At 59.7% G+C, this 21,697-nt stretch carries 20 protein-coding genes; 12 read left to right on the forward strand and 8 right to left on the reverse strand.

The window, feature by feature from the left end; genetic code table 11:
• Positions 1-90: 90 nt before the first annotated feature.
• From ACA027_RS12725 to ACA027_RS12760, 8 genes are all read left to right on the forward strand, one after another.
• Complete coding sequence (locus ACA027_RS12725; RefSeq protein ID WP_370678593.1) at positions 91-942, forward strand: DUF2167 domain-containing protein; 852 nt, start codon at positions 91-93, stop codon at positions 940-942.
• Positions 943-1,052: 110 nt separating this feature from the next.
• A complete protein-coding gene (locus ACA027_RS12730) occupies positions 1,053-1,775 on the forward strand; it encodes a hypothetical protein (protein ID WP_370678594.1) in 723 nt (240 codons plus the stop codon).
• An 87-nt stretch (positions 1,776-1,862) separates the two neighbouring features.
• Positions 1,863-2,177: a DUF2322 family protein gene (locus ACA027_RS12735; RefSeq protein ID WP_370678595.1), complete on the forward strand. Its 315-nt coding sequence runs from the start codon at positions 1,863-1,865 to the stop codon at positions 2,175-2,177.
• Between the two features lie 124 nt (positions 2,178-2,301).
• Positions 2,302-3,195: an enoyl-CoA hydratase-related protein gene (locus ACA027_RS12740; RefSeq protein WP_370678596.1), complete on the forward strand. Its 894-nt coding sequence runs from the start codon at positions 2,302-2,304 to the stop codon at positions 3,193-3,195.
• Positions 3,196-3,274: 79 nt separating this feature from the next.
• Positions 3,275-4,192, forward strand: a complete 918-nt coding sequence (locus ACA027_RS12745) for a LysR substrate-binding domain-containing protein (RefSeq protein WP_370678597.1) — start codon at positions 3,275-3,277, stop codon at positions 4,190-4,192.
• A 444-nt stretch (positions 4,193-4,636) separates the two neighbouring features.
• On the forward strand, positions 4,637-5,524 hold the full coding sequence (locus tag ACA027_RS12750; RefSeq protein ID WP_370678598.1) for a DMT family transporter: 888 nt from the start codon (positions 4,637-4,639) through the stop codon (positions 5,522-5,524).
• A 29-nt stretch (positions 5,525-5,553) separates the two neighbouring features.
• Complete coding sequence (locus ACA027_RS12755) at positions 5,554-5,976, forward strand: DoxX family protein (protein WP_370678599.1); 423 nt, start codon at positions 5,554-5,556, stop codon at positions 5,974-5,976.
• Positions 5,977-6,219: 243 nt separating this feature from the next.
• Positions 6,220-7,767, forward strand: a complete 1,548-nt coding sequence (locus ACA027_RS12760; RefSeq protein WP_370678600.1) for a methyl-accepting chemotaxis protein — start codon at positions 6,220-6,222, stop codon at positions 7,765-7,767.
• 265 nt (positions 7,768-8,032) lie between these two features.
• Here the strand turns inward: ACA027_RS12760 and ACA027_RS12765 are convergent, their stop codons facing one another.
• On the reverse strand, positions 8,033-8,434 hold the full coding sequence (locus tag ACA027_RS12765) for a hypothetical protein (protein WP_370678601.1): 402 nt from the start codon (positions 8,432-8,434) through the stop codon (positions 8,033-8,035).
• 262 nt (positions 8,435-8,696) lie between these two features.
• On the opposite strand from ACA027_RS12765, the gene ACA027_RS12770 reads away from it, so the two are divergent.
• Positions 8,697-9,911, forward strand: a complete 1,215-nt coding sequence (locus tag ACA027_RS12770; RefSeq protein WP_370678602.1) for a GGDEF domain-containing protein — start codon at positions 8,697-8,699, stop codon at positions 9,909-9,911.
• 112 nt (positions 9,912-10,023) lie between these two features.
• Here the strand turns inward: ACA027_RS12770 and ACA027_RS12775 are convergent, their stop codons facing one another.
• On the reverse strand, positions 10,024-10,761 hold the full coding sequence (locus ACA027_RS12775) for a carbonic anhydrase (RefSeq protein WP_370678603.1): 738 nt from the start codon (positions 10,759-10,761) through the stop codon (positions 10,024-10,026).
• Between the two features lie 254 nt (positions 10,762-11,015).
• Complete coding sequence (locus tag ACA027_RS12780; protein WP_370678604.1) at positions 11,016-12,452, reverse strand: Fic family protein; 1,437 nt, start codon at positions 12,450-12,452, stop codon at positions 11,016-11,018.
• 100 nt (positions 12,453-12,552) lie between these two features.
• On the opposite strand from ACA027_RS12780, the gene ACA027_RS12785 reads away from it, so the two are divergent.
• Positions 12,553-12,720: a hypothetical protein gene (locus ACA027_RS12785; protein ID WP_370678605.1), complete on the forward strand. Its 168-nt coding sequence runs from the start codon at positions 12,553-12,555 to the stop codon at positions 12,718-12,720.
• Between the two features lie 29 nt (positions 12,721-12,749).
• Here the strand turns inward: ACA027_RS12785 and ACA027_RS12790 are convergent, their stop codons facing one another.
• Positions 12,750-13,031 carry a helix-turn-helix transcriptional regulator gene (locus ACA027_RS12790; RefSeq protein ID WP_370678606.1) on the reverse strand — a complete coding sequence of 94 codons (282 nt, stop codon included), beginning with the start codon at positions 13,029-13,031 and terminating at the stop codon, positions 12,750-12,752.
• 483 nt (positions 13,032-13,514) lie between these two features.
• On the opposite strand from ACA027_RS12790, the gene ACA027_RS12795 reads away from it, so the two are divergent.
• Positions 13,515-14,774: an AAA family ATPase gene (locus ACA027_RS12795; protein WP_370678607.1), complete on the forward strand. Its 1,260-nt coding sequence runs from the start codon at positions 13,515-13,517 to the stop codon at positions 14,772-14,774.
• Between the two features lies 1 nt (position 14,775).
• Positions 14,776-15,237: a hypothetical protein gene (locus tag ACA027_RS12800; protein ID WP_370678608.1), complete on the forward strand. Its 462-nt coding sequence runs from the start codon at positions 14,776-14,778 to the stop codon at positions 15,235-15,237.
• A gap of 400 nt (positions 15,238-15,637) precedes the next feature.
• Here ACA027_RS12800 and ACA027_RS12805 read toward each other — a convergent pair whose 3' ends face one another.
• The 4 genes from ACA027_RS12805 to aceF all read right to left on the reverse strand — a co-directional run bounded on the left by ACA027_RS12805 (position 15,638) and on the right by aceF (position 21,685).
• Positions 15,638-16,789: a Fic family protein gene (locus tag ACA027_RS12805; RefSeq protein WP_370678609.1), complete on the reverse strand. Its 1,152-nt coding sequence runs from the start codon at positions 16,787-16,789 to the stop codon at positions 15,638-15,640.
• A gap of 268 nt (positions 16,790-17,057) precedes the next feature.
• Positions 17,058-18,923, reverse strand: a complete 1,866-nt coding sequence (gene lpdA, locus ACA027_RS12810) for a dihydrolipoyl dehydrogenase (RefSeq protein ID WP_370678610.1) — start codon at positions 18,921-18,923, stop codon at positions 17,058-17,060.
• Positions 18,924-19,004: 81 nt separating this feature from the next.
• Positions 19,005-19,877, reverse strand: coding sequence for a hypothetical protein (locus ACA027_RS12815; RefSeq protein ID WP_370678611.1), 873 nt, complete (start codon positions 19,875-19,877; stop codon positions 19,005-19,007).
• 119 nt (positions 19,878-19,996) lie between these two features.
• The gene (gene aceF / locus ACA027_RS12820; RefSeq protein WP_370678612.1) at positions 19,997-21,685 is read right to left on the reverse strand and encodes a dihydrolipoyllysine-residue acetyltransferase; all 1,689 of its coding nucleotides are present in this window, start codon (positions 21,683-21,685) and stop codon (positions 19,997-19,999) included.
• Between the last annotated feature and the right edge of the window lie 12 nt (positions 21,686-21,697).

Genomic DNA, 21,697 nt, shown 5'->3' on the forward strand with positions numbered 1-21,697 from the left:
TTGCAATTGATCTCCCCGGGACCTACAAGACGACAAAGACTGCCCTCCTACAATGCGCGCCACTAGATTCATAACAAAGGGAAGCGTTGTATGTTCAAGTCCGTCGCCGCAGCTGTGCTCGGCCTGTCATTGTCTTTGGGCACCTGGGCCAAGAATGCCGAACCCACCAACGAGCTGCCTCCAGAAGTCCAGCAGTTGCATTGGGTGGAAAAAGGCCAGGGCGACATCGCTAACAAGGCCAGCATCACCATCCCCGAAGGCTATGCCTTTCTGGCCCCTGCCGACACTTCCACACTGCTGCAGGCCATGGGCAACCCGCCCAGCAGTGATCGCTATCTGATCGCGCCCAAGTCCCTGGACTGGTTTGTGGTGTTCTCCTTCGATGAGACCGGCTATGTGAAGGACGACGAGAAAATCGATGCGGCCGAGTTGCTCAAGTCCATGCAGGCCGACGATAAGGAGAGCAACCAGGAGCGTCAGCGACTGGGCCTGGAAGCGGTGTATACCGAGGGCTGGGAAGTCCCACCCCACTATGACGAAAGCACGCGCCGCCTGGAATGGGGCCTGCGCCTGCGTGACGAATCGGGCCAGCGCAATGTGAACTACACCTCGCGCATTCTGGGCCGTACCGGTGTGATGAGCGCCACTTTGGTGTCTGACATCGACACACTGGGCCAGGACACCCAGGAATTCAAAAAGCTGCTCACGGGCTTTCAGTACAACAGCGGCCTGAGCTATGCCGAGTTCAAGAACGGTGACAAGCTGGCCGCCTTCAGCCTCGGCGCCCTGGTGCTGGGCGGCGCCGCTGCCGTGGCTACCAAGAAAGGCCTGTGGGGCGTGATTGGCGGCTTCCTGGCCGCTGGCTGGAAGTTCATTGCCGCTGCCGTGGTGGCCTTGTTCGCCGGCCTGGGCCGCTTCTTCAAGCGCAAGAAGAACGACTGATCGCCTGCATCCCCCAAGCAGGCCCCAGGCATCGTTAAGATGCCTGGGGTTTGTTTTTGCCGCCACGAAAGCGCAGCGCCTTGTATTTCACGATCTCCGCAGAAGTGCAGATGGTTTTGGCCATCGCCCTGTTCTATCTGTATGACGCCGCCCTGGCATTGCAGCCCGAGCAAGGCCTGCTGCGCCGAGGGCGCAAACAGTGGCTGGCACGGCTGGCTACCGAGGGGTTTGAACTGCGTCGCCAACGGCTGTTGTGGCCGCCGCTGTGGCTGTTGCACCAACCCCTGTACCGACTGCATTGGAATCCAACCCGCATCGTCCTGCCTGGCGAGCCCGCTCCCGCCCTGGCCCTGGCCACCCATGCCGCCAGCTTCAAGGGCTTTGCGCTGCCGCTGTATCTGCTGGCTGCAGCGCTGTTCATCGCCCTGCCCATTGCCTTGTTTGCACTGCATTCGGAGGCCATCTTGCTTGCCATGCTGGCGCTGATTTATCTGTGCACCCTGTGCATCGCCCTGCTGACGCTGCGCCACGGCCGCCGGGGCCATAGCGAGCGGCGCCTGGCGCGCTCGACCGCGCTGCAACTCATGCTGTGCCCGCCCTTTGCGCTCAATGCCGTGCGTAAGTTGTCGTTGGCCCATGGCGTAGACGGCGATTTGCTGCAAAGCGCCCAGCAACTCATGGCGCCAGCACAGTGGTCGGTATTCGCCGGGCGCGTGCAGGCCGTGATGGAGCAAGAGCTGCAGGAGATTGCCGAGCTGCCCGAATATGCCCAGCACCACGCCCACATGCAGACGGCACTGGAGACGCTCAAGACCGGCCTCGCCGGCAAGTGAGACGCTGGTCAAAGCCCGGCCCTTGCAGCAAGCCCATGCGATGTGGCCCACAATCTGCGGTTTTGATCCACCCAACCCCCATACACCATGGCCTTTGCCGATAACCTGCGCCAGCTGCCCGCCATCACCGATATCGCCGCCCTGCAGCTGCTGGATGAAAACGGCAGCGTGGTGGCCGAGATCCCCAATGCGCCGGGCAAGATTGGCTCGCTCACCATCTACCACGCGCTGGCACTCAAGCATGGCCGCATTGATGCGGCGGCAGCCGCAGAAGGCCTGCAGCTGTTTGCCGAGCACACCGAAGACGCCAAGGCCCGCCCCGGCGCCCACCCCAATATCGACCGCCTGCTGGAAGTGATCGCCACCGGCAAGGGCTATGCGGTGCAGACAACCCCGGCCTGATCGCTGCCGATTCATTGCAGCCAGTCAGTCACCTGTGCGCCAGCCAGCCTGCAGTGGCACGCAAGCACAACACCTGCCGTTTATGCCAGTGGAACGAAGACGCCTTGCCGCCTAGAGTGCGGGCATGACTGCATCCACCACTTCGACCACTTCCGCCCTCCCCGCCCTCAGCCATTTCCGCTTCACGCTGCAAGACCATATCGCCCACCTGCAGCTGGCCCAGCCCGAACGCATGAACGCCATGAGCCCCGGCTTCTGGCGTGAGCTGGACGCCGTGCTCCAGCATCTGCAGCACCACCCCGACGCCCGCCCGGCCCGCGCTCTGGTCATCAGCAGCAGCGGCAAGCATTTCTGCGCCGGCATGGGACTGGAGACCTTTGCCAACCCCGGCTTTGCACCCGATGACCGCAGCCCCGAAGGCCGCTCCGCACTGGCCGAGATGCTGTGGGACATGCAGGCTACGCTGACCCGCATCGAACAGCTGCGCATGCCGGTGATTGCCGCCATCCAGGGCGGCTGCGTGGGCGGTGCGCTGGACCTGGTGGCCTGCGCCTGCATACGCTATGCCACGCAGGACGCCTTCTTTTGCGTGCAGGAAATCAACATCGGCATGGTGGCCGACATTGGCAGCCTGCAGCGCCTGCCCAAGCTGCTACCCATGGGCCTGGTCAAGGAACTGGCCTATACCGGCCGCCGCTGGCCTGCGGCCCAGGCCCAGCAGCACGGCTTTGTGAATGCGGTACTGGACAGCCCCGAAGCCGCGCTGCAGGCCGCCATGGACTGCGCCCTCGATATTGCCCGGCACCCGCCCGTGGCCATCTGGGGCAGCAAACAGGCCCTGCACTACGCGCGCGACCACAGCGTGGAAGACGGCCTGCGCCAGATGGGCTGGCTGCAGTCCGGCATCTGGAGCAACCGCCATGTGATGGAGGCCGTGCAGGCCGGCCAGCAAAAACGCGAGGCCAGCTTTCCCGACACCGGGGGCTATCCACGCTTTGGCCAGCTGGATATGCCGTAAGAGCGAGTTCAAAGTGCGCGGCCATGGCCTATGAGCCATGGTGGGCTGTGACCTGTGTCCCAGCAGCCACAATCCCCCCATGCGCGATCTCAATGATTTGTACTTTTTTGTCCAGGTGGTCGACCATGGCGGCTTTGCGCCAGCAGGCCGTGCTTTGGGCATTCCAAAATCCAAGCTGAGCCGGCGCATTGCCTTGCTCGAGGAGTCTCTGGACGTGCGTTTGCTGCAGCGCTCCAGCCGGCGCTTTGCGGTGACAGAGATTGGCCAGGAGTACTACGCGCGTTGCCAGGCCATGCTGGTGGAGGCCGACTCCGCCCAGGAAGTCGTCGACCGGACCCAGGAGACCCCGCAAGGCATGGTGCGCCTGAGCTGCCCGCTGGCGCTGCTGGACTACCAGGTCGCCGACATGCTGGCGCGCTTCATGGTGCAGCACCCGCGCATACAGCTCCAGATCCAGAGCACCAACCGCCGGGTGGATGTGATCCGCGAAGGCCTGGACATTGCCTTGCGCGTGCGTTTTCCACCGCTGGAAGACAGCGATCTGGTGATGAAGACCCTGGGCGAAAGCACGCAGTTTCTGGTGGCCAGCCCCCAGCTGGTGGCGGCCATGGGGGGCATGCCGCAATTGGCGGATCTGGCGCAATGGCCCAGCCTGGGAGATGGCCAGCTGCAGCGCAGCGAGAGCTGGCTGCTGCAAGGCCCGCAGGCGGCCACGGCTGAGGTGCACCACCAGCCCCGCATGGTCTGCGAAGACCGCATCGCCCTGCTCCAGGCGGCCTTGCATGGCGTGGGCGTGGTGCAGCTGCCGGCCATGATGATTTTGGAGGAACTGCGCAGCGGGCGCCTGGTGGACGTCATGCCGGGCTGGAAGCCGCGTGCCGGCATCGTCCACGCGGTATTCCCCTCACGACGTGGCCTGCTGCCCTCTGTCAGGCTGCTGCTCGATTTTCTGGGCGCGGAGTTTGCCGCCTTGCAGGCACAGATCCCGCAGACCTGAGCCGCACACAGGGCCAGCGGCCCAGAGCAGCCCCCCAAGCCCCAAGCCGACTTTCCAGCGTTCCACCTGGTGAACGCTGGTGGCCAAAATCTCCGTCTATTCAGCGCCGCCGCGCTTGCCTACAGTGACTTCCAAGTCGCACGCCCGCCCTCTTGCGCTGGCGTGCTTCAGGAGAAGTCCATGCACCCCATTGTTCCAGCCCTTGACCTCGCACCTTCGCAGTGCCTGTCAGCACGCAGACCCAGCTCCCAGGTTCTGCAGCACTGCCAGCAGCAGCCCCAGTGCAAACAGCAAGGCCTGCAGCGTCACGTGGGCTGTTAGCCATTTCGGGCCCCAAGCAGGGTTTCCAGGCTCGCCGCCGCTTCAGCGGCTTTCTTCCACTTCTGCGTACCGTGCCTCGTCGTCAACCGTGAGGGCGCGCCCGCTTTTTCATCTCCAGACGCCATGAACGCCAAATTTTCTGCCGCAGCCGCCGCCATTCTTTGGGGCTTTACCTATGTGTTGACCACCACATGGCTGCCTCCCCATCCTTTGTTTCTCGCAGCGTTTCGGGCACTGGGCGGCGCCCTGGTCTTGCTGGCCATTGTGCACTGCGCGCCCCCTCGCATCTGGTGGGGGCGGCTTGCGGTGCTGGGCACCTTGAATGCAGGCCTTTTCTTTGCCCTGTTCTTTGTGGCCGCAACCCGCTTGCCGGGCGGCGTGGCCGCCATCTTCCAGGCGCTGACGCCATTGGCCGTGATCTTTATTGCCTGGGGCGTTCTGGGCGCGCGTCCCACGGTGGCCAAGATAGGCTCGGTGCTGCTGGGCGCCCTGGGGGTATCGCTGGTGGTGCTCTCCAGCACCGCCCAACTTGACCCACTGGGTATTGCCGCCGCCATCGGCAGCATGCTGGCCATTGCCACAGGGGGTGTGCTGCTGAACAAATGGGGGCAGCCTCCCATGCCCTTGCTGGGCTTTACCGGCTGGCAGCTGCTGATTGCGGGCGTAGAGCTCACGGTGGTTGCCGCCATCGCGCAAGACATGCCTTCGCAGTTGAACGCCGCCAACGTCCTGGGCCTGGGCCTGCTTGCCGTGGCGCTGACGGCCGTGCCTTTTGCCCTGTGGTTCGGGGCCATTGAACGCGCCGGTGCGGTGGCGGTGTCGCCTTTTATGCTGCTGGTGCCGGTGACGGCCTTTGTTCTGGATGCGCTCGTCAAAGGCGTTCAGCCTACCGGTTTGCAAGTCGCCGGGGCTGCCCTGGTGATGGGGGGGCTGATGCTCAGCCAGCGTGCCGTCGGCAAACAGGGCAATAAATCCACGCGCCATGTGCGCAACACCGTGGTCCGCGATTGAACCCGGCCGCGCCCCGCCTGGAGCCCGTCATGCATGTCCTGATCACACAATTGCTGCACTCCCGCCTGCTGTATGTGCTGGCCACGGCCTTACTGACCTATGTCTTTTGGTGGAGCGGTGTGAACAAGGCACTGGACTTTCCATCCGCCGTCCAGGAGATGGCGCATTTCGGCCTTCGCCCCGCTGCAGGGTTTGCAGCGGCCACCATTGCGCTGCAGCTTGTGGCTCCGCTGGCCATCATGGCCTGCAGCCGCTGGACCTGGCTGGCTGCCGGCGCTCTGACGGCGTTCACGCTGGCCACCATTCCCATTGCCCATCGATTCTGGGACATGCAGGGCCTGGAAGCCGCTCTCGAAAAAGCCCTGGTCCAGGACCATGCCAGCATCATTGGCGGGCTGGTCGTGGCCGCTATCTTGGCGCACCAGCGCCGCCAGGCCCTGGCTTCGGGCTGAAGCGTCCACCGCCCCAGCAAGGGCCGCAGACCGCCGCCGCTATCTATCAGATTTTGGAAAAGGCCATGCAATGGCCCAAATAAAACGGTCTTTTTCTAGACCCTCTTGCCCGCCCCTCAGCAAGACATGCCCAAGCCTTGGACACTAGTGTTTCTACCTATTTTTACCCCTCTCGCCAGGTAAAAGCCTTTGCCCATGCGGCATTCCCGGGGTACAGGCGTCTGGCGGAAAAAGAAACATTTCATGAAATTGTCCCAGCTGAACATTGGCTCACGCTTGAGCCTGGGCTTTGCCGCCATGCTCGCGTTCACGGTCTTTACCACCGCCATTGGCATGTGGCAGTTGCGTGCCGTCGGCCTGGCCACGCAGGCCATGATGCAGCAGCCGCTGACCAAGGAGCGCCTCATCAGCGACTGGAACAGCAATATCGCCGTGGCCGTGGCGCGCACCACCGCCATTGCCAAGAGCAGCGACGCCAGCCTGGTGCCTTTCTTTGCCGACGACATCGCCGCCACCAGCAAAAGCACGGCCGATCTGCTGACCCAGATTGAGCCCCTGCTCACGCCGCAAGAGCACCAAGTCATGGACAAGATCATGGAAATCCGCAAGGACTACCTGGTCGCTCGCGACAAGGTCAGCCAGCTCAAGGGCAATGGCATGGCCAGCGAGGCCGAAGCGCAGCTGATGCAGTCCTATCTGCCCTCGGCCCGCAATTACATGCAGCATGTGGCCGATCTGGTTCGCCTGCAGCGCAGCAGCCTGGATGCCCGGGCCACCGAGGTGCAGCAGATCGAGAAGAACAGCCAGGCCTATCTGCTGACGCTGGCAGCTCTGGCCCTGGCCATGGGCGTGTTCGCAGCCTGGCGCCTCACGGTCGGTATCACCCGGCCGCTGCAAAACGCCGTGTCTGTGGCCCGCCGCGTGGCCGATGGCGATCTGAGCGCCGACATTCAAAGCCACGGCTCGGACGAAACCGGCCAGCTGCTGCAGGCCCTGCACGATATGAATGCCAGCCTGGGCCGTCTGGTGGGCCAGGTGCGCCAGGGCACCGACAGCATTGCCACCGCCTCCGGCCAGATCGCTGCGGGCAACCATGACCTGTCGGCCCGCACCGAAGAGCAGGCCAGCTCGCTGCAGCAAACCGCAGCCTCTATGGAAGAGCTCACCTCCACCGTCAAGCAAAACGCCGACAACGCCCACCAGGCCAACCAGCTGGCGCTGTCCGCCTCGGACGTGGCCGTCAAGGGCGGCCAGGTGGTGTCTCAGGTGGTCGAGACCATGGGCGCCATCACCGACTCGTCCAAGAAAATCGCTGACATCATTGGCGTGATCGACTCCATCGCCTTCCAGACCAATATCCTGGCGCTGAACGCGGCCGTGGAAGCGGCCCGCGCCGGCGAACAAGGCCGGGGTTTTGCCGTGGTGGCCGGTGAGGTGCGCACCCTGGCCGGGCGCAGCGCGGAAGCCGCCAAGGAAATCAAGGCCTTGATCAGCAACTCCGTGGACAAGGTCCAGGAAGGCAGCCAGCAGGTCAACGAGGCCGGCCAGACCATGCAGGAGATCGTCCACAGCATCCAGCGCGTGACCGACATCATGGGCGAGATCACCGCCGCCAGCCACGAGCAGACCTCGGGCATCGAGCAAATCAACCGTGCCGTGGTCGAAATCGATCTGGTCACCCAGCAAAACGCCGCCCTGGTGGAGGAGTCCACCGCCGCCGCCCAATCCATGCAGCAGCAAACCACGGAGCTGTCGCAGATGGTCAGCGTGTTCCGCCTGAAGCAGGCTTGACGCGACCCCAAGCATCAACGGCCCATGGCGGGCCGCTTCAAGACATCTTCATATCCCGCCTTTGGTGGGATTTTTAATGGCCGCATCGGCGGCGCAATGCCCATGGCCCCGTGCATTCCGCACTATGCCCGTGGCGTCACGCTGTCGAAAACCGGCACCGCCCCACCCCAAGGCACCGCGCAAGGGCCGCCCCGCCGCGCTGGTGCCGTCTCCCTCCCGCGCGCAGCGCGAGAGAGGGGGAAGACGCGCAGCGTCTCAGGGGGTGTTATCGCGGCATTCCGCCGCTGGCCTTCCAGCTGCCATCTTCCTGCTTGCAGAACCAGAACTTCCAGGTCTCTTGCGATTTGTGCTGGCGGATATCGGCATTCAGCAGGCGGCAGGTGCTGAAAGTCTTGGTCTCGGTCGTCTGCAGCGGTGTCAGCGCGGCCTGCACCGGCGCTCTGCGTGGCACGCCCTCGGAGCTGCTCCACTGCGTGGTCTGGCCATCGGCCGACTGGTTCAGCACCTCGGCCACCGTGGCCTGGAACGCGGGCACATCCTTGGCCGGAATGCGGTTGGTGATGGTGTGGTTCAGAAAGGACAGGCTGGCTGCCCCAGCCACGCTGGGCAGCACAGCGCCCAAACCAACCACCAAAGCACCGGACAGCAAGAGCGAAGAAGGTTTCATGGGGAAGAGGCCTCGTGGAGTAAAAAAGTGCTAACGAGTGTAGCGGCTGTTCAGCACCGGTTTGCGGCTCCGCCGGCCCTGCACGACTGGGGAAACATGGGCTGTGCGATGGCACGGCCATGCAATCCGCCCCTCGCTTGACGAAAAAGAATACAAGCACTTACGATCAGCGGCGCTTTTGCGCCCTAGCCCGCGCCCCACATCTGCACGGGGCCTGTCCACCTGCGCTGCCCACACCCTGGCCAGCGCCCTCACATCCCCCATGGTTGCCACCGTCATCCTCGGCATGCTTTGCGTGCATCTGCTGTGCTTTTGCCTGATGTTCTGGCTGATCAGCACCCGGCTGCACGGCCGAAAAATGGGCATGGAGGTGTTTGCGCTGGGCAATCTGATGCTGGGCTGCGCCTACATCCTGCAGCTGCTGGATGGGCCCGCGGGCTGGAGCTGGGTCAGCGTCATCAACCACACGCTGACGCTGTGCGCGCCCGTGGTGTATGTGCTGGGCGCCATGCGTTTTTTCAATCGACCCACCCCAGTGCTGTGGCCGCTGCTGGCCCTGGCCGCAGGCTACACCACAGCCCAGTTGATCGTGCAGGGGGCGCTGGGTTCGACCGCCCGCCATGCGCTGCTGGCTGGCAGCTGCAGCCTGTTGTTTCTGGCCATGACGCTGGCCGCCCTCCATGGCATACGCAGTTTTGCCAAGGATTTGCGCGCCGAGATGCTGGTGTTTGCGCTGCTGATTGCCGGCATATGCGGGCTGAACGTGGCCAAGCTGGTGATCATCCTCTCGGGCGGCATGCAGGCTCTGAGCATGGGCAGCCGCTTTCAGACGGTGTTCTACATCTATATGTCTTTTCTGGGTACGGTGCTGCCGCCCTGCGCCGTGTGGCTGGTGCTGCGCCGCCTCACCGATGAGCTGCATGCCATGGCCTCGCAAGACCCGCTCACCAAACTGCTGAACCGGCGCGGCCTGCAGCAAGGGCTGGAGGCCTATTTCCGCTCCCGCAGCGCCGGCCCGGCCCATGTGCTGCTGGTGGACATAGACCACTTCAAACACATCAACGACAGCTACGGCCACAAGGTGGGCGACCTGGTGCTGTGCCGCGTGGCCGAGGTGCTGCAAAGCACGGCGCGCCAGGGCGATCTGGCATGCCGGCTCGGGGGCGAGGAATTTGTGCTGGCCTGCCTGAACGCCGATGACGCGGGCGCTCTGCAGCTGGCCGAGCGCCTGCGCATGGCCATTGCCCAGGCCCAGGTGCCCGGCCCTGCTTTGCACGGCCCCATACGCTGCACCGCCACCATTGGCATCTCCAAAAGCTTTGACCATGTCAGCGCCCTGGATCAGGCCCTGCAGCAGGCCGATGCGGCCCTCTACCGTGGCAAGGCCGGAGGGCGCAACCGGGTGGAGCTGGCCCAGCCGGAACTACCGGATACCAGGCCTGACGAGGCGGAAAAGATGCTGGCGGCAGTGCACTGAAAACCGCCGGGCTTGGCTACCTCAGGCATGGTGCAGCGCCCCCCGGGCAAACGCGCGCCCTGACATTTGTCGCGCAGCCTTGCTGAGAGCGCCTCTCAAGCCGTGCCCGCCCTTACTCCACCACCACGCGCCCATTGAGTGGCTGCGGCGGCCGGTTGTTCGCATGCTCCAAGGCTTCTTCAAAGGCTTCAATCTGCGCTTTGGATGTTTTGATGGACTGCTTCATCACCAACCACACCACCCCTTCGGTGCAAGGCGGCGTGGTCAGCGAACCACTGAAACGGTAGTAATGCCGGCTCTTGGGATAGAGCGATGAAATATTGATGGTGGTATTCAAGGCCTCCGCCTTGTTCTTTTCTGCGGGCAGGGATTTCAAAATCTCTGCGATGGCAGGATTTGGCTTGCCCTCCTCCACCATCACGGCCAGCACCGCAAGGCGGTTGCCATCCTCTTCCATCGCATGCACAAAATGAATTTCCAGCGGAAAATTCTTTCCTTTGATCTTGTTTTCGCTGGGACTGTGAAAGTGAAATTGCTTTAAATTATAGTCTTTGCCATCAATTGAAAAATCATCATCATTGGCCACATTGATCTGTATGGAATGGCCGTTGTTAATGATTTCCTGATTTTTCACATGAATATTGATATCCAGCGCTGGTAATTTTCCATTTACCGTTCTTTGAATATCTATGGGGGATTGGTTGAACCCCTTTTCACAGATCTGAAACTCCTGGCTCAGCTTTCCCCAGTTTTCTGGCGCTCCACTGCCTTCATAGCTCCAGAGTTCATTGCAGTGCGCCGAAGCACCCAGCACCAGCACCATCAATCCGGCCCATGATTTAATTTGCATACGGTTCCTTGCAGAAATTTAAAAAACCATTGCTTGAAGTTCAAAACCACTCGCGCAATGCGCGGCCGGATATGCAGAGCCTGAGGGAAATGCCGCCGCACCTTGTGCTTGCTACGGCGCCAATCTCTTGAAATATTCCGGCGCAGAAAAGCCTATCAGCGCCCACCAGAGCCTGTACAGGCTGCTGGTACACCCTGTGGAGCAGGGCGGCCAACACCAACTGCTGCTGGTCCAGAAATTGGGCGAGGTCTTGCCTAACGTCCTTGGCCGGCCTGCCAAGCCTTCCACTCACCAGGCCGCAGACCATAGCGCGCCAACACGCCCTCGTGCAGGCGGCGCAGCTCATCCAGAATCAAGGCCTTGAGCTCGGCTCGCAGAGCCGGTGACGCCTGCTGTACGGCCTGCTCCACCAGTGCGATAGCGTCAGCCCCCGGCTGCTGGACCACGGTACGCACCGTGTCTTTGATCAGCGCTCGATAGCCCAGGCGCAACGGATCGGGCTCGGCCAGGGTCTGGCGAATGGCCGTGTACTCCTGCGTGCTGCGCTCATAGGCCCAGATGAACCAATCGCGCAGCAGCTCCACCCGGCCCATTTCATACACACCCAGCATCGCCTGGGCGTAGCTGTCCACCGGCACACCCACAAAGGTCAGCGGCGCCAGATTGGCGCGAAACAGCGGCGCATTGGCGGCCAGGCGCGAAACGCGCTTGTTGATATCGGCAAAGGGCTGCAGATAGGGCAGATGCACCATCATGAAAAACGCCTGCTCAAACGGATCGGCAATGGCGTTGACCTTTGCCAGCACCAGGCCCAGCAATTCATCCAGCACCTGCGGCGCACCAATGGGGCGGTAAACGCTGAGCCCAATATCCACCACATGCTGACGCACGCGGCCTTCGTCGGCAGGGTTGGGCAGCAGGTTTTCCGCCAGCGCGGCGTGCAGATTCATCAGCAGATAGCGGCGCCACAACGGTGCGCCCGGCTGCAGCTGGGCGATGCTGTCCACCAGCAGCTCGATGGCGGCCTTGTGGTTCAGGATCATCTGCGTCTCCACCTGCCCCTTGCCCTGAGCGGCCGCGCCCTCTTCGATCAGCCTGCGCGTGTCCAGCCGCGAATAGGTATTGCCCTCCATATGGCTGGAGGCCCAGGACAGATCAATCAGCAGCCGGTTCAACACCGCACGGCTGTAGGTGCCTGCGGGTGCTGTGGCATCTGCTGTACGCCCCTGGGCATGCAACTGGCGGCGCACGGTTTCGGGCAGATAAAAGCTGTGATTGGGCTGATAGCTCTCCAGCAAATCGCGCTGGTAACCCACCGGCGCGCGCTGCGCCAAGGGCTGCTGCACATAGGCACGCACCTCCTGCGCATCGGGGGCCAGCAACAAGGCCGTTGCGGCCTGCGCCCAGCCCGCCTGCGGCTCCTCCACCGCAGCGAAAGCGGGCACGGCCGCTGCCTGGTATTGGGGCCTGGCCAGATAACGCCGCCCCCTGCCCTCGCCCTGGGCCGCAATCCAGCCTTCGCTCACCCATTGCGCCAACCAGCGCTGGGCCGTGCGGCGCGATAGCACTGGAAATTGCGCCATTAATTGCGCCACAGCCACGCCCTTGGGGGCGGCATTTTGCACTGCCCGCAACAGCGCTTCCTCCTCTAAAGAAAGGCTGCTTTCGAGCTTGATGGGGCTTGCGAACATGGTGGCGCGTTGATGGATGGTGTGGCGCTTATTTTGGCGCGATTTTAATCAATGCGCCAAGTTCCGAGATGGCTGCTGACTAGCGGTCTAGCAGATCGGTATGGGGGAACGTGTCGAGGGCGGTCTGTCTGCTTCAGGCATCAAACTAGCCACCGGAGCATATGCAGCGAGCATTGGTCGCTATCAAAAGAGAATCTACTTTCCCTTCCTTGACCTCAACTTCATTACCGATCGGGAAATTTTCAAAGAAAAAGCAGGCAAAGCTTGAAATATTTACCGATCGGGAATTCCAAGCAGTTATGCGCCATGGCGTTTGCCCTTCGCTGTCGCTACGGCCTGGCCTACAGCGTTTTCGGGCACAGCACCCGACAAACCCGCCAGCTGCAGCTCGCCCCCCAGAGCATCAATCACCCGCAGCACATGCTCCAGCCGCACCGTGGGCTTGCCCACCTCCAAGTCCACGATAAAACGCGTGCCCACGCCAGCGGCCAACGCCAGTTGTGGCTGGGTCAGGCGCAGTTGTTTGCGGGCGCTACGCAAAGCTGTGCCGAGTTGGTCGGTGGTGCGGATGGTGGACATGGTGTGGCTGCGTTTGAAATTCCCGTTCGGGAAATTATGATGCATAACACCGTGTCTTTGATCAAGGCACGATGCGTCAAGCGCATCGTGTCAGGCTCGGCACGGACATGAAAAGCGGCAGTGTATTTCTGCGTACTATGCCCAGAGAGCAGGGCTTATGCATAGGTATTAACCGGCACACCAGAAAACCCTGCGTAGCTGGATTGGTATGAAACAACAACACATTGGCAATGTTTCGCTATCAAATGAATAGCAAAAAAGATCCAGCTGATGGCATCGCTGCATTGCGAAATAAAACCGGAAGTACTCACTCTCAGATTATTTCTTTTATACAGGTTCTTTATATATGGTGCAGCCTGAACAATTTATACGAACTCACCATCCCCCAGAGGATTGCTAACACTCAAATTTTTGTTGCAAATTGTTTCAATTGAGGTACAATTGAAATCATCTCTCACTCCTCTATAAATTCAATATCCAATTATGAAACTAATAGTAGAGAATTTTTCCTGCATAAAGAATACAGAAGTAGACATTTCAAGAGTTAACATTCTTATTGGTCCACAGGCGAGCGGGAAAAGCGTATTATCAAAATTAATATATTTTTTCTATTGCATAAAAGATCTTCATTCGGAACAAATAAGCTCTGAGAGAAACATCGAGCAATTCTCTACTGCAATCAAAGAAAAATTTATTGCATGGTTCCCTATAATTGCATGGGGAGATGAGAAATTCAAGATATCTTTTGAATCTAATAAATTTAAAATTACAATTTCTCGTGTGATCTACAAAGGAGAACTAGGAGAAAATCTACGCATAACCTTATCAGAAGGCATAAAAAATATTCATACAGAATTAGTGCACTCAGCCAGCCTAATTAATTCTGAAATAGAAAAAAATGACGATTTCTACATACAATACCAAATACAAAGAAAGATCAATGAAGAAATACAAAAAAGATATTCAGAAATATTTGGCGAAGATTATATCGATAGCGTAACCTACATACCCGCAGGCAGATCATTTTTCACAAACCTGGGAAGAGCTCTAATGGCATTTGAAAGAGCCAATATGCTTGATCCAGTCACAGTTGAATTTGGAAGAACTTATAGCAATTTTATCCAGGGCAATGATGCATTACTTAGATTTATCAGAAAAGATAGCAGTTCACGTTTCTTAACCGACATTATTGGGGGCGATATAATTAATGAAAAGGGTGATTATTATATAAAATCACCTGATGGCAGATCAATACCATTTCACTCTTTATCATCTGGACAGCAAGAATTACTTCCACTACTACTAACCTTTGGACTTCTTAGTCGGTATAAAAATAACTCTTCTCTCTTTTTCATAGAAGAGCCTGAAGCCCATCTTTTTCCAAATGCGCAGAGTAAAGTCATTGAAGGTCTAGCTGCCTATCTCAATGAAAATAAGAATAGATCTATATTTATTACAACCCATAGCCCTTATGTCCTTTCAAAAATAAATAACCTAATTAAAGCAGGTCTTATTGAAAGAACAAGTAAAAGCAAGGAGCAACTATCCAAACTAGATCAAGTCGTTTCAAAGCAGAAGCGAATAGATCCCTCACACATTCGGGCATATTGCATTGAAGATGGTGTAGTAAGCAGCATCATCGATGATGACACAAAATTAATAAATGCCGATTATCTAGATGAGATATCCAATCAAATTGGGAATCAATTCAGCGATCTATTAAATATTCAATACACATATTGAGATGTCTGCATTAATAAAACAAACACTTATTAATAAAAACTCTGGTCATGCTAACAGAAAAGAGTCTCTCATTAAAATTCATGACCAGAAAAGTTCATCCTTATTCATAAAAAACAACCAGCCCGCATCAACCTTAATAGAATTTTTTTATGATGGGAAAATCGTAAAAAACGTCATTGCTTGCGACAGAATATTAATCTGCGATCAATCTACAAACATCTCAGCAGTAGAGTTAAAAGGATCAGATCTTCGCCATGCTATGGAACAATTAGAAGAGACTTTCAAAAGAGAGAATATAAAGAGTAGCACATCCAAAAAAACTGCTGTAATTGTGTATAGCCAAAGCCCTTCAAATATTAGTACTGCAAAGCAAAATTTTGCAGAAAAGATGTTTAAAACATATAAAGCACGAGTTTTTTATTGCAAAAGTGGAAGCAATGTTAGCTATTCAGAAATTTTATAATTCACTCCATCCATAATTAATGCATCCAAGATAATTTTCTAAAAATTAAGCATCGATAAACCACCCTTAAAAACCGTAATAAAAAGGCAGTCATGAAGGCTGCCTTTTTTATTTATTAACTCAATTACATAACAATAAATATTTATACACTTTTATTTTTATACTATCGAAGAATTCCGATGAAATCGACAATTTCAGAAAAAACACTATAACTGTCCCCTAACAGCAAGAGAAATAAGGCGATACTTCTTCACAGGCGAAATATCTGACCAGTCGCCATTTCGACGGCCAGGGATATTTCACCAATCATTTCATCGGCGTGCGTGCCGCACCATGCCACAGCCCAGGATAGGCCACGGACTTTGGGCTGCAATCAATTAGCAGCTTGATAAAGCCCTTGTCACACATCCGCCTCAGCCTCCGGCCACAGCCGGGGAAACAAAAACCGCAGCGCATGCTGCGGCAGCCCAAAGCGCACCTTGCCTTGCGGGCTGTCGCTTTTGAGCAGGCCGCGTTTAACCAACGCGCCCAGCGCATCCGTAGCCATGCGGTCACCCAGGCCCAGCATGGTCTTGAATTCACCACGGGGCATTTCTTCACCGCTCAGGAATAGATAGTGCAAGGGGCGCAGTGCTTCTTTGCGCACGCCGGTTTTGAGCACGGATGATTCAAATACCAGCGCGGCCTCGATGCGGTCTTTGATGAGGTCGAAGTCCAGCATGCGGGCCATGAACTGCAGCTGATCCAGGCAGAGATCGAGCACATAGTCGGCCCAGGCGATCAGTGCCTGCTCGCTCAGATTGCCGCGGCCGTCCAAGTCGCCACGGCGGGCACTGTCGGCGTCGGCCAGCAAGGCGTAGTAGCGCTCTTGCCCGCGTGCAAAGCCGCGCAGGGGCGACCACAGGCCATTGGTGTAGCCCAGGCTGCTGAGCAAGGTGTGCGTATGCAGGCGCATGACGCGGCCGTTGCCGTCCATGAATGGGTGAATCCAGCCCAGACGCTGGTGGGCACAGGCCATGGCCACCAGCGCAGCCTCGCCCCGGCGCACGTTGCCGTAGCGGCTGGCCCAACGCTCCATAAACACAGGCACGCTGGCGGCCGCTGGGGCGATGTGCCGGCCTACGCTGACCTCCTTGTCACGCAGCTGGCCGGGCACCACGGTCTGGCCTTCGGCCACATCCCAGTCGGACTCTGGCAAGCGACCAAACAACTCGCGGTGCAGGTCTTGCACGCCGGCCTGGCTGTAGAGCGCACGCACGCCCTCCTCACCTTGGTAGCGCTGCTCCAGTGCGGCTTCGGCCTCGATATGCGCCACGGCCAGGCGCTGCTTGGCTGCCAGTTCTTTGTTGCTGGAGAAATCCTGGGCCAGCGCCAGCTCAATCTCGTGCGGGCGCGTGTGCTGGCCTTCGATGCGGTTGGTGTAGTAGGAATTCATGCTGCGCAGCAAGGTGCGCAGTTCGGGCGGCACAGGCTTGCCCACCAGCGATGTGGTAGCACGCACCACATCCCCGGCCTTGGAGAGCAAGGGCTCTATGTGGGCGTCCGATGGCATCAGGGGTTCGAACTGATGGGCCGATGTGTAGAGCGCTGTCATATTGCCAAGTTTACACATGCTGCATCTATTTGTTTATAAAAAGAAAACTCCAAATACCTCCAACTATTTCGCCAAGTTAAATGCCAAGGTTTTGAGCCTCTCTGTGCGCTCTGGCAAGCTGCAGCAAAATCCGCTGTTTGCGCATACACAGCAAGCACGAGCAGCTATCAAAATAATAAAAAAGGCAGCCCGAAGGCTGCCTTTGTCTTGGTGCAAGTTCTAAAACTTACTTGCGCACCGGCGGCACGTCCGTGCAAGAGCCATGCGCCACTTCCGCCGCCATGCCGACGGACTCGCCAAGGGTTGGGTGGGGGTGGATGGTCTTGCCGATGTCCACGGCGTCGGCGCCCATTTCAATCGCCAGGGCGATCTCGCCAATCATGTCGCCGGCGTGGGTGCCGACGATGCCGCCGCCCAGGATCTTGCCGTGGCCATGGGCCTCGGGCGAGTCGTCGAACAGCAGCTTGGTCACGCCCTCGTCGCGGCCGTTGGCGATGGCGCGGCCGGAGGCCACCCAGGGGAACAGGCCCTTCTTGACCTTGATGCCTTGGGCCTTGGCCTGGTCTTCGGTCAGGCCCACCCATGCCACTTCGGGGTCGGTATAGGCCACGCTGGGGATGACGCGGGCGTTGAAGGCGGCGGATGCCAGCTCCTTGTTGCCCTGCAGCTCGCCAGCGATGACTTCGGCCGCCACGTGCGCTTCGTGCACCGCCTTGTGCGCCAGCATGGGCTGACCCACGATGTCGCCGATGGCAAAGATGTGGGGCACGTTGGTGCGCATCTGGATGTCGACGTCGATAAAGCCGCGGTCGGTCACGGCCACGCCGGCCTGGTCGGCGCCAATCTTTTTGCCATTGGGCGTGCGACCCACGGCCTGCAGCACCAGATCATAGGTTTGCGGCTCGGGCACTGTGATGCCGTCCTTGGCCGGGGCGAACGAGACCTTGATGCCCTCAGGCGTAGCCTCAGCGCCCACGGTCTTGGTGTTGAGCATGATGTTGTCGAAACGCGGGGCGTTCATCTTCTGCCAGATCTTGACCAGGTCACGATCGGCGCCCTGCATCAGGCCATCCATCATTTCCACCACGTCCAGGCGCGCGCCCAGCGTGGAGTACACCGTGCCCATTTCCAGGCCGATGATGCCGCCACCCAGAATCAGCATGCGCTTAGGAACACCCTGAAGCGCCAGCGCGCCGGTGGAGTCCACCACGCGCGGGTCGTTGGGCATAAAGGGCAGGCGCACAGCCTGCGAGCCGGCAGCGATGATGGCGTTCTTGAACTGCACCACCTTTTTGCTGCCCGTGCGCTCGGTGCCCTCACCCGTGGTCTCCTCGACCTCGATGTGGTGGGCGCCGACAAAGTTGCCGTAACCACGCACCACGGTGACCTTGCGCATCTTGGCCATCTGGCCCAGGCCGCCGGTGAGCTTGCCAATGACCTTTTCCTTGTGGATACGCAACTGGTCGATGTTAACCTCGGGCGCGGCGAACTTGACGCCGGCGACTTCAAGGTGCTTGACCTCGTCCATCACCGCCGCCACATGCAGCAGCGCCTTGGAGGGGATGCAGCCCACGTTCAGGCAGACGCCGCCCAGGGTGGCATAGCGCTCGACCAGCACCACCTTCAGGCCCAGATCGGCCGCACGGAAGGCGGCGGAATAGCCGCCGGGGCCGCCACCGAGCACCACCACGTCGCAGTCCAGATCGACCGCGCCGCTGAAGTTGCTGGCCACAGGTGCAGACACCGGCGCTGCCACGGCAGCAGGAGCAGCTTGTGCAGGTGCGGCGGGCGCTGCAGCCGAAACTACACCCTCACCCCTGCCCTCTCCCGCCGGGGCGGGAGAGGGAGAAGATGCAGCGGCTTCCAGCGCAATGATGACCGAGCCTTCGGCGACCTTGTCGCCGATCTTGATCTTCACCTCCTTGACCACGCCAGCGTGGCTGCTCGGAATCTCCATGGAAGCCTTGTCGGACTCCACGGTGATCAGCGATTGGTCCACGGCCACGGTGTCGCCCACCTTGACCAGCAGTTCGATCACGCCCACTTCGGCGAAGTCGCCAATGTCGGGTACCTTGATATCGATGAGGCTCATATGCGCTCCTATCTTGGTTTTTGTCTCTGTGCCGCCCTATTGCGAGCGCGGCTGAAAACGGTTTTTTCGGGTTCTGAAGCCTCAGCTCCAGTCAAAGGTCAGCAGCACGGTGCGGCTTTGGGGCTCGTAGAACAACAGGGTTTCGGTGCCCATTTCGGTAAACGCATCGGCATTGGTGCTAGCGATGAATTCGAAATGCGCCCCGGTTTCCGGGTGGATGGGGTGAACGCCGTCTTCCGTGCCCAGGCTGCTGAGCAGCGGCTCGGTCACATTGCTCCAGTTACCGCCCCAGGATGGGCCGCCCAACACGCCCAGCACATAGCGACCGGAGCTGGTTTCATAGCAATCCGTACCCGGCTCGTACAAGGGCAGCTTGGCCACTTCGGCAGCGTCATCCCAGGCGTTGGCCGGGTTCCAGCCGTGGGCCACAAAGTCCTGCTTGGCCTGGTCATAGGCCGCGTGCTGGATGGCGTAGTGCAGCTCCATGCTATCGCGATCGGAATAGCGGGCCTCGTGGTCCAGGGCAAACGGCGGCGCAACGCCACGTTTGACCAGCTCACGGTGCTGGTCCCGCACCTCGCGCCAGCTGTGCTTTTTCTCGGCCCAGTCGGCGCGGTCCTGCTCCAGCATGAAGTAGCGCCAGTCGCCCAGCAGCTCGTACTTGCCTTGTTCGTTCAGCTTGAAAGCCAGCCAGTTGGGCTTGAGCAGCGCATTGCCAAACTCGGTGCCCCACTCCCCGACCACTCCCTCCATGGGTTCGCAGGGGGTGATGAGGTGAATCGGCCCACTCCAGCCATCGTCGAGCAAGGACAGATCGATGCTCACCAGCGGCAAAAAATGCCGCGCGTAGCGCTCGACCGGCTCGGCGAAAACATCCGCCGCATCCGGAAAGGGCCGGATGCCAGGGATGACACCGCGCACATGCTCGATGGGATGCTGTCTCAGGTTCTTCATCTCACTCACAGGGCTTGCCAGGTGAAGCACAAGCTACTCAAAAACAAGAGCAGCCGGTGCTATTGGGATAAGCGCTGCAGGCCGGTTTCATGCAAAACCGGCCTGCCCGGCCACAGGGCTTACAGCAGGATGCGACGGTAGTCGGCCAGCACGGCGCCCAGGTAGGCGTTGAAGCGGGCGGCGGCAGCGCCGTCGATGACGCGGTGGTCATACGACAGCGACAGCGGCAGCGTCAGGCGCGGCACAAAAGCCTTGCCATCCCACACCGGCTTCATGGCGCTCTTGGACAGGCCCAGAATCGCCACTTCCGGCGCGTTGATGATGGGCGTGAAGTGCGTGCCGCCAATGCCACCCAGCGACGAGATGGAGAAGCAGCCGCCTTGCATATCGGCCGCACCCAGCTTGCCGTCGCGGGCCTTTTTGGCCAGCTCGGTCATTTCCTGGCTGATCTGCAAAATACCCTTTTTGTCGGCATCCTTGAGCACCGGCACCATCAGGCCATTGGGCGTGTCTGCCGCAAAGCCGATGTGGAAGTACTGCTTGTAGACCAGGGTGTCGCCATCCAGCGAGGCGTTGAACTCGGGGAACTTCTTCAGCGCAGCGACCACGGCCTTGATGACAAAGGCCAGCATGGTCACCTTGACATCGCTCTTGGCCTTGGCGCTTTCGGCATTGGTCTGCACGCGGAAGGCTTCCAGCTCGGTGATGTCGGCCTCGTCATTGTTGGTGACGTGGGGAATCATCACCCAGTTGCGGTGCAGATTGGCGCCCGAGATCTTCTTGATGCGCGACAGGTCCTTGCGCTCCACGGCGCCGAACTTGGCAAAGTCCACCTTGGGCCAGGCCAGCACTTCCAGACCACCCACATTGCCGCCCGCAGACTTGGCGGGCGCTGCGGCCTGCTGGGCCAGGGTCTGCACGGCGCCCGCCATCACCGACTTGGTGAAGGCCTGCACGTCGTCGGCCGTGATACGGCCCTTGTTGCCCGAGCCCTTGACCTCAGCCAGCGGCACGCCCAGCTCGCGAGCGAACTTGCGCACCGAGGGCGATGCATAAGGCAGCGCGCCCGAAGGCGCCACCGTGGGGTTGTGGGCAGGCGCGGCAGCGGTGGCTGCCACGGCTGCTGCAGCCACTGGGGCGGCAGCAGGTGCAGCAACCGGCGCCGGTGCAGTGGAGGCAGCAGCAGCCACGGGGGCTGCAGCCGCAGCGCCCTGCACCGTCATCTGGCCGACCACGTCGCCCACATTCACGGTGTCGCCCATCTTCAGCGTCAGCGCGGTGATGGTGCCGGCGGCGGGCGACGGGATTTCCATCGATGCCTTGTCGGATTCCACGGTGAACAGCGATTGCTCGGCCGTCACGGTGTCGCCCACCTTGACCAGCATCTCGATCACGGCCACATCCTTGAAGTCACCGATGTCAGGGATCTGGATGGCCAGCGTGCTGGAGGCTACCGGCGCAGCGGCAGCCACGGGGGCTGCTACAGGCGCAGGAGCAGCCTGTGCAGGTGCAGCGGGCGTTGCAGCCGGTGCGGAGGCCGCAGACGCGGCAACCGGCGCAGAAGCGGCATCGGCCGTCTCCAGCACGGCAATCACCGCGCCTTCGCTGATTTTGTCGCCCAGCTTCACGCGCAGCTCCTTGAGCACGCCGGCGTGGCTGCTGGGGATTTCCATGGAGGCCTTGTCGGACTCCACGGTCACCAGCGACTGCTCGACCTTGATGGTGTCACCCACATTGACCAGCACTTCGATCACGCCCACGCTGTCGAAGTCGCCAATGTCCGGAACCTTGATTTCTGTCAGTGCCATTGTCTGTCTCCG

Origin of the sequence: Comamonas sp. GB3 AK4-5 (assembly GCF_041320665.1) — a bacterium.
Classification (GTDB): domain Bacteria; phylum Pseudomonadota; class Gammaproteobacteria; order Burkholderiales; family Burkholderiaceae_C; genus Comamonas.